This is a genomic window from Lepagella muris (assembly GCF_004793975.1).
In the GTDB taxonomy this organism is placed as follows: Bacteria; Bacteroidota; Bacteroidia; order Bacteroidales; family Muribaculaceae; genus Lepagella; species Lepagella muris.
Map to the genome: position 1 here is coordinate 94,202 of NZ_SRYB01000006.1, position 14,227 is coordinate 108,428.

The window sequence follows — 14,227 nt, forward strand, 5'->3', positions numbered from 1 at the left end:
CTCCCACACAACCATAGAGCGACCCGCTCTTTAAAAACTACAACCGCAACAGCTGTTTCAACTGTTTCAGCTGTTTCAACTGTTTCAACCGATACAGCCGATACAAATGCTTTTTGTGTTGAGTGATCGGACCAAAGGTTCGATTCTAAATCCAGCCTGTAAGAATAGCCTTACGGTCCCCAAATCTGAAATCAACGGCGGCTCTCCCGCCTCACCATATATCCCCTCCCCTCACTGAATCACCCCGCCAAAAGCCGGGGAAAGAAAAACAACAGGAAAAAGATACAGCAAAATGAACATAAGAACCTACATCAAACGTTTCATGGCGGCTGCCACCTTTATCGTGGCAAGCATGACCCTCGCATCATGCGACAATGCCATATATGACGAGGAGGGGGACTGCGAAGTCAGATACCATCTCCGTTTCCGTTATGACATGAACATGAAATTCGCCGATGCATTCCCCCATGAGGTGAAGTCAGTGCATCTATACGTATTCTCCGACGAGGGGAAACTCGTTTGGCAGACCACCGACAGCGGCGACCATCTCGCTCAGGAGGGATATGAGATAATACTCCCTCTCGAAGCCGGCGACTACAGCCTCATGGCTTGGTGCGGTCTCGACAACGGTGAGTCGTTCACCGTACCGGAGATCTCCAACGGCGAGACACCCGAACTGCTCCACTGCCGCCTAAACCGCACATCCCATCCCGAGGATGGTGCCGTATCCACCGATGACCTACACCATCTCTTCCATGGCACCCTCAACGTCTCGCTACCGGAGAATCCCGACGGCGGCGACTACACCTATATAATGCCCCTTATGAAGGATACCAACGTATTCCGCATCGTGCTCCAGCACCTCTCCGGTGAGGATATTGATGCCGACGACTTCTCCTTCAAAATCGAGGACAACAACGGCTGGCTGAACCACGACAACTCAATGCGGCAGGATGAGAAGATCACTTATCACGCATGGAGCAAGTATTCCGGCTCCGCCGGTGTAGACCTCCCGGAGAACGGCGACGGCTCACGCGCCATTACCGACGTGAAGGTGGCTGTGGCGGAGTTGACCGTGAGCCGGCTCATGCAGCGCGACTGGACGAAGGATGCGAAGCCGGTGCTCGTAATCCGCAAGACCCACCCCAAAGCGGGTGAGGACAATCTCGTGGCTCGTATCCCCATAATCGACTACGCCCTGCTCGTGAAAGGTAACTACAACCGTGAGATGAGCGACCAGGAATATCTCGACCGTCAGGATGAATACAACATGACATTCTTCCTCGACGAGAACAACCGCTGGCTCGCAACAACAATCATCATCAACTCATGGCGCGTGGTGCTCAACCCCACCGACCTGAATTAATGAATCATCAATGAAATGAATCCGAGAAAATTTATATTACCTGTAGCTGCCTTGATGATGGCGGGATGTGCCTCCGACCGGTTTGACAATCCGGAACCGGAGCATGACGTCATGCCTACACTTAGCATAACTATAGGGCTGGAGGGTGCCTCCCGTGCCGCAGACGGCACAGATGCCGGTACATTCCAGTCAGGCGAGGGGCTGGAGAATTATATCGACATCCCGAATGACAACTACCGGATATATTTCTTCACAGCTGACAAGACAGGCGAGCAGGATAAGGACAACACATACATAGCCACATTCAAACCGATGACCCGCCCCTTGTTCTCATCAACGGAGAGCAATGGTTCTGCCATAAATTACACCTACTCACTGCTCGGCGAGGCACCCGCAGGTCTTCCGCTGAAATTCAAGATAGTTGTGCTCGCCAACTGGCCTAAATATCCGGAAGTAGCTGCGGAAGTCACCACCGGAGAATATCAGCTCGTGAAAGAGAAGACCACCATCTCCGACATCTGCAATCATGCCTATGCACAGTTCGACAAAATCACCTCTCTTGACGACGGCACATGGCTAAGTATAGAACATAAACAACTGATGCCATTCTATGGTGTCAGGAGCTATGACCTGACCGATTATGTGGATCCCTCCGACATAAAGGATGGCAAGATACACGGCAATATCCGCATTGACCTGAGCAAGAACAACGCAACCAAACCCACACCCCTACCTCTCCTGCGTGCTATGGCGAAGGTGGAGGTAATACTTGACAATCCGGTTGCCGACTTCGATACCGTCATAATTGATAAGGTCAATTACAAAGGCTTCTGCGCACCGGATGCGTTGCAGCACTCCGACTATTTTCATGATTATGACTGGGATAAAGATTTTATCCACAAATTGCACCTTCCCGACAGGAAAGACGACTATGACTATATCTCCATTCCTATGAGAAGAACCAAAGGGACAGATGGCAAATACACGAAACGCTGGATTGCCTACGTGCCGGAATACCGGAATATCAGTGATGAGCAAAATAATATATCAGAATATGATGTCACTTTCATCTCTGTGAAGTTAAAGAAACCGGAAGGTTTTTCCCAAGATGGAGAGCAAGAATGGGAAATGGCACAGAAAGAGCGCAACATCTACTTCTCCACCAACGGATCAGAAGCGGCAAATAAAAACGATGCTCAGGCAGAAAAAGATAAACCCGGCCGCTACAACATAGAGCGCAACAACATCTACCGCTTCACCATCACCGGCATGACGGCTTCAATGGACTGCCGGGTAGATGTGCAGCCCTACGCCTCAGTGTCGCTCAGTTATGACCTCGGACTGATGCGCGACGAACGCGGCGACCTCATGGTCCTCCCGGATAAAGAACTATATCCCAACAACGAAGGTAATCTTCCTGACTTTTTCCTTGATTATATGAAAGATAAGGAATGGCCGAAAGACAAGGATGGCAACAAACTGAAAACTGAAAAAAATGACTATTATGCAATCGTATTAGGCAATGACGGCGACATTAAAAATGCGGAGATATGGCTAAAGGATGCACAAGGATGCAAAATTCTGACAAATTATGCAGAAAAGGATGACAATTCTGAAAACTGCAGCACAAGGGAAGTGACCGATTATTCCGGTCTGACATCCATCACATATCATAAAGACAAGTATAATGACCGTCGTCTGCAACACAATCATGACCACTCCTCTGTTGTAATAGATCCGGAAGGAAGAATGATTTTCAAACAAGGCGACAACACCAATCGACTTTTGGTAGAATCATGGGATGAGGAATCCAAAACATTCTGGTATGAGAAATCACGGAAAGAAATAAAAAAAATAACAGAAGAACAGATCAGAAAGGAATTAGGCAAAGAGCCTACTACAGAAGATAAACGTCTCATAGGTCAGGATGTGATTGTCCTCACTTATCAGAAAGCTGACCATACAGGCAAAAACTGTTCCGGGATAGACTCTGTAAGTAAATTTATAGAGAAAGACACAACCCAACCCTCTGAATAATAAGAATCAAAAAAGATTATAAATCTTTAATATGACACGATATATAAAACATACATATCCATTGCTTCTCGTATTCATGACAATTGTATTTCACGGATGTGTGGATGACGGACTCGGATTTTCAGACAACTTCCGTGATGGTGAAACAACTGTCTCGCTTGAAGCCTCTTTCTCCCCATTTTCGGAAGGAGACCTCACCCGTGCCTCAGGAACTGATGGAAAAATTCTTGACAAACTTAACGACCTCTGTATCCTCGTCTATGACAAGGATGGTATTCTGCTTAAAGACAGAGATGGAAAGGAATACATAAACGAGATAAATTTAAATGATTATACAGTTGCTGATGTAGAAAGAGATGACACAAATGCCAGCAACGGCGCATCTGCCGAAACAACGACAAAATCCGTCAACGGCATCAGTCTCACCCTTCCATTTGGAGAATACTATATCGTAGCTGTAGCCAATATCAAGGGTGGCACAATGGAATTCCTTCAGAATAACAAAACCGATTGCAATACTCTTGATGGATTGCGAGGCATGAAAATGGAATGGGACAGTTCCGACATCGCCAATAATGGAGAGATGCTCGGATATTTTGCATCGGAAAATGCAGACCCTCCAAGGAGTTCCTCTTCCTTCCAAAAGGTACAAATAAACCGTCCCGGCATCAAACTGCGTGCATGGCTTCGTCGGTGTGCATCAAAAATTACAATAGATTTTGATGGCAGCGGCTTACGCGAAAACATATATGTGTATATAAAGGAAGCACGAATTTATGATATAACCAAGAATTGCACGCTCGGTTTCGGAGCAGCCTCCTCCAACAATGAAAACGAGACCGACTATAATAATTCCGCCAAAAAAAAAGAGGATCTACTGGAAAATGAAAGCAACAATCAGTCGATATCATATCTGACAGATAAAGAAAACCCTGACACCGAATCCAAAAATATTGAATATATTTCATGGCCATGCATCACAAAGGGTGATCCGTATCTGAACGGTCAGGAAAATTTCCATAATGAAGATGCCAACGCCCTCTACTTTTATGAAAACATGCAAGGAGATCTGCCTGAAGGCGAAAGCAAGATCCCTCATTTTGATATAAACACAGGAAGTGTTGCCGGAGCCGATATAAAAAAAGATGGCAAGGAATTCGGAACATATATTGAAGTTGTAGCACATTACAAATCCAACGACAATTCCAATCTTGCTGACTATGATATCAAATACCGATTCATGATCGGTAAGGATGTCACTGTAAATTGTGATGCAGAACGCAATTATCACTACAAACTCACACTGAGACTCCGTGGCAACGGCAACGACTACGACTGGCATATCGACTATAACGAAGAGCCCGGTTTTGATGTGCCCAATCCTTGGTATGTATCATATCTATATAATCATGATGCAACCCTTCCATTCAAATATATTCCACCGGAAGGGTATGAAGTCACCGGGATGAAGGCTGAAATCACCGAAAATCCGTGGTATCCTACAGGCCTGGGCGTTGAGGATCTAAACGATAGCAAAAAGCCTCTAACCTCAACCACGCCGAGCGGGGACAATCCCGATCCATATAAAGATCCGGACAATAGAGACCCCGGTAATGGGTTCCTTTCCTTGCGACAGACAGACAAGATTGTAATTACCGACATCGATGCTTCCGGAAATACATTTCCGGGATATAACAAAGGCGCACATAATATCAACAACCAGTATTATACAGGCGCAAACGGAGGTATGGCCCGCGACCGGCGCATATATATGGAAGACAAAATCATTAAGGATGATGCGCAAGGTGAAATTGACAAATTCTCTTATAAAAAAGATGGAGAGAAGTATAGTTTTTCAATTCCTCTCTTCACACGTCCCAAGATAATGGTGAAACAGACCGGATATTCAGGCAATAATCCATTTGTCGGATATCAGCGTGTGGCCCGCGTGAAAATCACCGCCACTATCCGGAAAATAGGAGGTACAGAAACGCTCACGAAAGATGCAGATATAAACGTAGTACAGGTACGGCGTGTGGTTAATCCGAAAGGGGTATATCGCAAAAACGGCAACTTCGCTCCATTCCACGTCAGAATGATGTATCTCTCAAGCGATGAGGCGGACGCAAAGTTCGAAATAATCAAATCACGCGGACCCTGGAAAGCCGAGATTATCGGTGATGCCAATTTCATAACTCTTGATGGAAAACAAACCACATCCGGTTCAACAGGCAGTGACATTGATTTCAATATCCGGTTCAACCGCATGAGTACCGGTAATAAGAACGCAGTGGTGAGAATAAAGTATCATAACTACACCTGCACCCACCTCATATTTGTAAGACAAGGATATGCCCCGCAAGACATTGCCTACGAAGGCAAACAATATCCTCTGGTCGGCGAAGGAGAAAATGCCATTCCGACCACGACATCTACAACCACCAAATGGAACACATTCAACATGATCAGCAAAAATCTCATGGCGAGTGATCCGAGAGATGAGGGTTCCTTATTTAAGTTCGGAAACTCAGAAGACCCGATAGATGCCATCAACAATGCATACAGCCATGGAGGAGTAGAATTCTACACCACTCCAACGGACAATGAATTCATTGACCAGACTCCGGAGGAATTTCAGATAACTGATGAAAATGGGAATTTTAAAAGCACCAAGAAAACATGGTCGGGAATAAAGAGTAATGACAATGGATTTGACCGTGACGGCCTTACTGATGAGACCACAAAGACCGCGACAGTCAGGGATTTCGAACAACTCTATCTTTCAGATCATGTGCAGTTCGGATACGGAGTGCTGTATGCAGACGGAGCGACAGAGACACAGTCTGACATAAACATGGCATACGGATGGTACAGACGGGATACATCCCCGGAGGCAAATGAGAAAGGGATGAGAGGTGTGTTCGCATATTATTGGAACCGTGACAAACCTACTGATTCATATAATGGAAGAAACATCTTCTTTCCTATAGGCAGATCAGGATTCGGACATAGGAAACAAGGTTATTACATAAGTGTGTGGGGAACAAAAAATTATCTTGAGGATGAAAAGAATATAAACAAGGGCATCCTCAGATATGCCAGCACAAGCTTTGAGCCCAAGTCATCTCTATTTTCAAAAGACGCTCCTCTTTTTGTTTCCCTATACCGTAAAACAGGCGCAGTCTATTGGGCAAGGAATAAGGTTAAACCCGGGGAATTCCTCCAATGGAACGCAACCACCGATACCAATGACGGAGCCATCGCTTATGCCTTAGACTTCAATTACTTCACATTTGACGTAAATGTGCTATACTATGCCAACACCGGCGGAGGGCAAGACGCCTGTTTTGTCAGGACAGTCACACGAAGCGGAAATGACTGATCAGACATACATGGGCTTCATATAATCCTTTCATAAGCAGAAGCAGACACAGCATGCAACCGACAAGCATCAGTGAGACACCGCGTCGGATTCAACATGTATGATACATCTGCGGCATCAGGTTCTACGGCAAGAGACGGACCCCCAAGGCTGTCTCTTGCTTATGCTATACACCAAAAGCGATGAAGGATGCATCCGTGAGATTGCCTAACTCTGCCTATTTCACACTAATTAACACTAAATACTGAAATTTTTCTTCAATTAATAGGGTTTTATCAAATAAAATAGTTAATTTTGCCGTGGAAAATACGCGCCATGCGCCCGAAGATTACGACAATTTTCAAACTCTTAATTTATATATTCAATTATGGCACAGATAGATTTGGCTCAGTATGGCATCAAAGATGTCAAAGAGGTAATCTACAACCCCTCATACGAGGAGCTTTTCAAAGCTGAAACCGAAGATCCCTCTCTCGAGGGCTTTGAGAAAGGCACAGTGACTGAACTCGGTGCTGTCAACGTGATGACAGGCGTCTACACAGGCCGTTCACCCAAAGACAAATTCATCGTACTTGACGACAACTCAAAGGACAAAGTATGGTGGACTACAGAAGAATATAAGAATGACAACAAGCCGGCTTCCGAGGAGTGCTGGAAAGCTGTCAAAGAGATAGCCATCAAAGAGCTCAGCGGCAAGAAACTTTACGTGGTTGACCGTTTCTGCGGCGCAAACAAAGACACCCGCATGGCTGTGCGCTTCATCATGGAAGTGGCTTGGCAGGCTCATTTCGTGACAAATATGTTCATCGCTCCTACTGCTGAGGAGCTCGAGAACTTCAAGCCTGACTTCGTTGTATACAACGCTTCAAAGGCTAAAGTTGAGAACTACAAGGAGCTCGGTCTTAACTCTGAGACTGCCGTTGTGTTCAACACTACTTCTCGTGAGCAGGTTATCATCAACACTTGGTATGGCGGTGAGATGAAGAAGGGTATGTTCTCCATGATGAACTACTATCTTCCCCAGCAGGGCATCGCTTCTATGCACTGCTCTGCCAACACTGACAAAGAGGGCAAGAACACTGCTATCTTCTTCGGTCTCTCCGGCACAGGCAAGACTACCCTCTCTACTGACCCGAAACGTCTTCTCATCGGTGACGACGAGCACGGCTGGGACGATAACGGCGTCTTCAACTTCGAGGGTGGCTGCTACGCTAAGGTTATCAACCTTGACAAGGAGAGCGAGCCCGATATCTACAAAGCTATCCGTCGTGACGCTCTTCTCGAGAACGTCACTGTTGACGAGAATGGCAAGATTGATTTCGCTGACAAGAGCGTGACTGAGAACACTCGCGTATCTTATCCTATCGACCACATCGAGAGCATCGTTAAACCGATCTCTGCAGGTCCTGCCGCTAAGAACGTGATCTTCCTTTCTGCTGACGCATTCGGCGTATTGCCTCCCGTGTCTATCCTGACTCCGGAGCAGACTCAGTACTACTTCCTCTCCGGCTTTACTTCCAAGCTCGCCGGCACAGAGCGTGGCATCACTGAGCCCACTCCTACTTTCTCTGCTTGCTTCGGTCAGGCGTTCCTCGAACTCCACCCGACTAAGTATGCTGAGGAGCTCGTTAAGAAGATGCAGGCTAACGACGCTAAGGCTTATCTCGTAAACACAGGCTGGAACGGTACAGGCAAGCGTATCTCTATCCGCGACACTCGTGGCATCATCGACGCTATCCTCGACGGTTCTATCCTTTCTGCTCCCACCAAGCAGATTCCTATCTTCGATTTCACTGTTCCTACTGAACTTCCCGGTGTAGATCCCAACATCCTTGATCCGCGCGACACTTACGCTGACGCTGCTGTTTGGAATGAGAAGGCTACTAAGCTCGCTGAGATGTTCATCAAGAACTTCAAGAAATTCGAGTTCAATCCTGCCGGCAAGGCTCTCGTGGCTGCAGGTCCGAAACTCTAATCGAATCCATTCTATTAGAATAGCATAAAAAAAGCATGGGGCTTCCGCTCCATGCTTTTTTTGTTATCGAAGGGAGCAACGCAGTCCCTGAATGTTATCACCGGGATTGAGCATAAGGCGCATCTCTACCCGCCAATAACGACTCCCTGCACCGTATAACCCTATCGCGCCACCTCTTCCGCTTCCAATCCAGTACCAGTCGCGCAGATTCACGCTCCCCCATACGGTCATCATCATGCGGCTTCTGTCGTAGTCGCCATCCGCTTCCACTCCCCACAGCCATTTGCTGCGTGAGGAATCACCGAATTTCAATGGTCGCGTCACAAGCCGACATTCTTTCGCGGTATCAATCGCCTTATAAGCTATCGTGCCTATCGCACTGCCACCGGTGAGTCTATCCGTGGCGTTCCCTAACCTTACCGATGTGCCCTCTATCGTCACCACCTCGCCTGACGCGGTCGTGAACCGCACACCACGTCCCAACGACTCGACAGCGCCGGCATCCTTCGGGACGTAGCCGCATACCAATCCGGCATCACGGAATGTGGCATCCTCCATCTCTTTGAGCAGGAATACGCCATCTGTGGTGAAGGCATAGACGGTAGGGGCAGTCGTAGCCACAAGTCCGGATGACCGGAATGCCCTTACGAGGGTAATGATCCTTCCCACATGCAGTTGCATCGACAGCGAATCAGGGAAATGCAGGCAGCTCCCCACCGACGACCGCCAGATACCACCGGGATAGCTACGGCGACGTGCAGCTATGGATAATGAACCGGAAATCAACTCCTCATCATCCACCACCCTCACGTCAGAATCAGAATCACGGTCGAGTCCGCACCAGTAGTACGAACCATATAGATGGGGATGCCGCCAAAGGGGAAGAGTCCGCACGACTCCATCACGCTCAAACAGATATTGACGTGCCTCCGGATCGGGATGGAACACCCAACGGGGTGCATATCCTGACGTGTCGGCGTATGGGGCAGTCTGGCTCAGTGCGAACGGGAGCGGTGAAATCATGGAGAAATCATAGAGAGTGGCACGTCCGGAGATATCCGTCATTCCGGCAGCCTCGACTTCCGACAGATGGGCATAGTCGGGACGATAGGGTGTCTTTGCCGACAGACTTGACAGTCCTCCGCAATTGAACACCACATCCTCCCATTCCTCGACCGAACGCGCATTCTCCACCGGTATCTCCATAATTACGCGGTAATCCTTTGCAGTAAGCATGGCGGCAAGCATATCCGCCTCATCCATCGGCTCCTGTCGCCAGCATTGCACAAGCGCATCTTCCGTAATCCTTCTCTCTCCGCACCCCCCATCCGGACTGAGGGAATGGGTGAAACCGCCAAACGAGAGACGATGATAGCTTTTCCATTCTGATTTGCGATCGGACAACGGCATCTCATCGCTTACAAGGATATCTACATGCGTCACCTCCTCAAAATCGCGCAACGTATCCGGAATCCTCACACGCCATTGCAGCCGACAGACGGCAGCCGCCACGCTCATCCTCATCTCGTCGGCGGAGAAGTCGGTAGAACCTGCCACGGGAGCCGATTCGGAATTTGGGATCATCAACATAGTGGGCGACGGCATGATCCGCTCACCACCTTTCAGCCTCAATGCGCATATCACGAAAAATGGCTCGGTAAACAGGTTCTGTCGCCTTGCATCCTTACGGAACCGGTCGAGAACAGCCGAAGCGATCTTCCCCCATCCGGCTTCCGATCCCTCCCCCTTCGGCATGAGGCGCGACGGGAGCATGTCGGGGTGAATGTGCCATCCGTCGAGCACATCATATTTCAGCCGGAACTCCGCCTCCGGTGCCGGCGGCATAGTCATCCTGACTCCGCCGGAGTCTTCAGAGCTGCCGGAGTTTTCAGAGCAGCCAGAGCTCTCTGAGTTCTCTGAGCTCTCTGAGAAATCTGCAATCAGATTATCGGCGATCGACACTTCCCCGTCATTACAGGCGAAATCGCTCCGTGATGATGCGGGGCGGAATGGTATTGCGTATCTTTTCATATCAGAATAAATTTTTATGCAAAAATAAAGGCGCATCTCTGCGCCTTTATTTTATTCTGATACGATCCAGCCCCAGCCGGTAGGTTATTCTGCTATCAATAGGAAATAATTCTTCTTACCACGCTGGGCGAGAAGATATTTTCCGTTGAGCAATTCGTCGGCATTGATGACAGCGTTGGGGTCGGTCACTTTCTTCTTGTTGATGCTTACACCACCCTGCTGCACCATCTTCCTTGCCTCACCTTTTGAAGCGAATACACCTGTCTTTGTGGCAAGAAGATCAAGCACCGGCACACCTGCCTCAAGGTCAGCCTTCGGCAATGAGAATGTGGGTACACCCTCAAACACCTCAAGGAGCGTCTTCTCATCTATATTGTGAAGAATCTCGTCAGCCTTATTGCTGAAAAGAATCTGGCTTGCCTCTACAGCCGCATTATAGTCATCCTCACTGTGAACCATAACTGTCACCTCCTTTGCCAGACGCTTCTGCATCGGACGCTGACCAGGATCCTGCTGATGCTCAGCCACGAGAGCCTCAATCTCCTCCTTGGTGAGAGCCGTGAAGATCTTTAGATATTTCTCTGCATCGGCATCACTGACGTTCACCCAGAACTGATAGAACTTATACGGGGAAGTGTAGCGGGGATCAAGCCATACGTTGCCACTCTCCGTCTTACCGAACTTGCCGCCATCTGCCTTAGTGATCAGCGGACATGTAAGGGCATACGCCTCGCCGCCGAGTTTACGGCGTATAAGCTCTGTGCCGGTAGTGATGTTGCCCCACTGATCCGAGCCGCCGAGCTGCAATTTGCAATCCTTGTCCTTATATAGAGTAAGGAAATCGAATCCCTGGAGAAGCTGATAGGTAAATTCCGTGAAACTAAGACCGTCGCGTGCCTCACCGTTAAGGCGTTTCTGCACACTCTCCTTAGCCATCATATAGTTGACGGTGATATGCTTTCCGATCTCGCGTGCGAAATCAAGGAAAGTGACGTCTTTCGTCCAGTCATAGTTGTTCACCATCTCTGCCTTGTTGGGCGCATCGCTCTCAAAGTCAAGGAATTTTGAAAGCTGACGTTTGATAGCCTCCTGATTGTGGCGCAATGTAGCCTCATCAAGCAGGTTGCGCTCCGCACTCTTGCCGGAAGGGTCGCCGATCATGCCAGTGGCACCCCCGACGAGAGCCAACGGCTTATGACCACAACGCTGGAAATGACGCAACATCATCACGCCACACAGATGACCGATATGAAGGCTATCGGCAGTCGGGTCAATACCGAGATAAGCCGTTGTCATACCCTTCTTAAGCAATTCGTCTGTACCGGGCATCATCGTGTGGACCATGCCTCGCCAGGTAAGTTCCTCTATAAAATCCATTTATCTTTATTATATTTAGTAATTTGTAATCAGATATTGCATCACAGTCTCACCGACTGCCTTTAGTGTGGCGCGGTCGATATTCTCCATGTTGTCGGAGACGGTGTGCCAATGCGGATTAAAACCGCTCTCCTGCTCCGGATGATACTCTATTATATCCACAGCGGGCACTCCCTTCTCTATAAGCTGCACATGGTCGTCAGTGACTGCCCCTCCCAGTTTATTAAGAAACAGATCGCCATATCCTCTTGATGCGGCAATACCCCACAATGACTGTGCGAGACGCGGGGCAGCCTGTTCGGAGAAATATTCGCGGCAGAACACGGCACCTTTCCCACCTACCATATCAAGCAGTATAGCCTCATCGGGCAGATAGCCTTCGACGGGGGGATGCTCCATGAAATATCGTGCGCCTAATGCCCATGAATCCTCACTCCCCTCCGTGCCCCAGTCTTCGGCATCCACGAAAAGGATATCGACACCCTTCCCCGGAGCTTTCTCCGACAACTGACGCGCGATCTCAAGAAGCACGCCGACACCGCTGGCACCATCGTTTGCGCCATCCACCGGTTTTTTACGGTTGTCGGGGTTCGGATCCTGATCCGCCCACGGACGGCAGTCCCAGTGGGCAAGGAGCAACAGGCGGTCGGGCGATTCAGTGTTGAACCGCCCCAATATATTGACAGCCTTAAGCACGGTCCCGTCGAAAGCCGTAAGATCGGAACGCTGCTCCGTCACGTCGGCACCACGACGCCGAAGTTCTGATGCAAGCCATTCTCCACAACGGCGGTGAGCCTCGGTGTTTGGAACACGCGGACCGAACGCCACCTGACGCTCAACGTAAGAATATGCGCTGTCGGCATCAAAATTCACCACGACTTCAGGGGCAACGTCGTCTGACGCCGCCACCTCCGTCTTTTTCCCGGCACACGCCGTTAGAGCGAGCACCGAAGTAAGTATTAACGCAGTCTTTTGCATACTGCAAAATTACTGCTTTTTACTTAATAATTAAGCGGTCGGATTAATTTTATTGAAAATTTTGACTCCGTATCACAATTCATGCCTTTTTTTTGAAGACCCTTGAGTTTCATTATCGATCGGATTGCTCCTCTCAAACTTAAGTGCAAGCCTATAAAATTCACCCATCGACTCATTGAGGGAGGCAATCAGTCCGGCAGTGCCATATCGGAATGAACCCTTACCGAAATATTCCGAGAAGAACGTCCCGAACGGTCTGAGCAGCACCTGCATACCGGTCACTTTCTCATCATCCGGCTGAAGCATCGGAATCGGAGCCATCACCCTGTCAAACACGCTGTCGACAGAATTGCCAACATGAATCAGCGCAAGATTTTGCTTATTTGACGGCACCTTAAATATCTCACCATCAATCTGCAGGTCTTCATTGGGATCTTCTGTCCACAAGACGCAGTCGCGAGCAAAAAGCCGCATGACATAACCGGGGTATAAATCCTCACGGAATCTGTTGAATATAAAAGTCTTACGCGGAACATACACACCACTCACATTGCCGGGATTGCTTATGAACTTATGAATCCATATACGCAACTCCGAGGGGACGAGTTCATCAGGATGCAACAGAAGGATCCATTCCTGACGGGCATGACCAATGGCATATTTCTTGGCATTGATGAAATCGTTTCTCTCCTTACGTTTGAAAGGCAAGACGCGAACTCCATTTTTGCGCGCAATTTCTACAGTATTGTCTGTCGATTCCATATCACAGACAATAATCTCATCAAAACACTTTACAGAGTCAAGCGTTTTCTGCAAATTCTTGGATGAGTTGTAAGTACTGATTACTACTGAAACTCCCATAATTCTTAATGTTTTACAAAAGAAGGGCTATTATGCATCACCCCCATGATGTTTGGTTAATTAATTTAAGGTTTAATGTTTATGGTTTATGATCATTAAATTTTGTATAATGAAAAGATTCGTGGATTTTCGTAAATCTTAAACCTTAAACTATAAACTATAAACTTTAAACCACTGAAGTGCAGCTTGCGAAACTTCAGTTAATTAAGTGTAAAAAAGA

8 protein-coding genes are annotated in these 14,227 nt (G+C 48.1%); 4 read left to right on the forward strand and 4 right to left on the reverse strand.

Translation table 11 applies throughout. The features are described from left to right. Nucleotides 1-292: 292 nt before the first annotated feature. From E5331_RS05845 to pckA, 4 genes are all read left to right on the forward strand, one after another. Nucleotides 293-1,366 carry a FimB/Mfa2 family fimbrial subunit gene (locus E5331_RS05845; protein WP_135984223.1) on the forward strand — a complete coding sequence of 358 codons (1,074 nt, stop codon included), beginning with the start codon at nucleotides 293-295 and terminating at the stop codon, nucleotides 1,364-1,366. Between the two features lie 15 nt (nucleotides 1,367-1,381). Beyond that, nucleotides 1,382-3,403: a hypothetical protein gene (locus E5331_RS05850; protein WP_136013225.1), complete on the forward strand. Its 2,022-nt coding sequence runs from the start codon at nucleotides 1,382-1,384 to the stop codon at nucleotides 3,401-3,403. A 31-nt stretch (nucleotides 3,404-3,434) separates the two neighbouring features. Beyond that, nucleotides 3,435-6,785 (forward strand): hypothetical protein, encoded by a 3,351-nt coding sequence (locus tag E5331_RS05855; protein ID WP_135984227.1) that lies wholly within the window; start codon nucleotides 3,435-3,437, stop codon nucleotides 6,783-6,785. Between the two features lie 367 nt (nucleotides 6,786-7,152). After that, nucleotides 7,153-8,760 (forward strand): phosphoenolpyruvate carboxykinase (ATP), encoded by a 1,608-nt coding sequence (gene pckA / locus E5331_RS05860; RefSeq protein ID WP_123483736.1) that lies wholly within the window; start codon nucleotides 7,153-7,155, stop codon nucleotides 8,758-8,760. A 63-nt stretch (nucleotides 8,761-8,823) separates the two neighbouring features. Here the strand turns inward: pckA and E5331_RS05865 are convergent, their stop codons facing one another. From E5331_RS05865 to E5331_RS05880, 4 genes are all read right to left on the reverse strand, one after another. Continuing rightward, nucleotides 8,824-10,791 (reverse strand): hypothetical protein, encoded by a 1,968-nt coding sequence (locus E5331_RS05865; RefSeq protein WP_135984229.1) that lies wholly within the window; start codon nucleotides 10,789-10,791, stop codon nucleotides 8,824-8,826. An 84-nt stretch (nucleotides 10,792-10,875) separates the two neighbouring features. Then, a complete protein-coding gene (tyrS, locus tag E5331_RS05870; RefSeq protein WP_123483738.1) occupies nucleotides 10,876-12,168 on the reverse strand; it encodes a tyrosine--tRNA ligase in 1,293 nt (430 codons plus the stop codon). A gap of 15 nt (nucleotides 12,169-12,183) precedes the next feature. After that, nucleotides 12,184-13,146: a M28 family peptidase gene (locus E5331_RS05875; RefSeq protein WP_123483739.1), complete on the reverse strand. Its 963-nt coding sequence runs from the start codon at nucleotides 13,144-13,146 to the stop codon at nucleotides 12,184-12,186. Nucleotides 13,147-13,218: 72 nt separating this feature from the next. Then, a complete protein-coding gene (locus E5331_RS05880) occupies nucleotides 13,219-14,007 on the reverse strand; it encodes a glycosyltransferase family 2 protein (RefSeq protein WP_135984231.1) in 789 nt (262 codons plus the stop codon). Nucleotides 14,008-14,227 lie beyond the last annotated feature (220 nt).

What these genes read in the sequence shown, in the direction of transcription:
- E5331_RS05855 (WP_135984227.1), top strand. Translation starts at nt 3,435, where the DNA reads ATGACACGATATATAAAACATACATATCCATTGCTTCTCGTATTCATG.
- tyrS (WP_123483738.1), bottom strand. Translation starts at nt 12,168, where the DNA reads ATGGATTTTATAGAGGAACTTACCTGGCGAGGCATGGTCCACACGATG.
- E5331_RS05875 (WP_123483739.1), bottom strand. Translation starts at nt 13,146, where the DNA reads ATGCAAAAGACTGCGTTAATACTTACTTCGGTGCTCGCTCTAACGGCG.
- pckA (WP_123483736.1), top strand. Translation starts at nt 7,153, where the DNA reads ATGGCACAGATAGATTTGGCTCAGTATGGCATCAAAGATGTCAAAGAG.
- E5331_RS05865 (WP_135984229.1), bottom strand. Translation starts at nt 10,791, where the DNA reads ATGAAAAGATACGCAATACCATTCCGCCCCGCATCATCACGGAGCGAT.
- E5331_RS05850 (WP_136013225.1), top strand. Translation starts at nt 1,382, where the DNA reads ATGAATCCGAGAAAATTTATATTACCTGTAGCTGCCTTGATGATGGCG.
- E5331_RS05880 (WP_135984231.1), bottom strand. Translation starts at nt 14,007, where the DNA reads ATGGGAGTTTCAGTAGTAATCAGTACTTACAACTCATCCAAGAATTTG.
- E5331_RS05845 (WP_135984223.1), top strand. Translation starts at nt 293, where the DNA reads ATGAACATAAGAACCTACATCAAACGTTTCATGGCGGCTGCCACCTTT.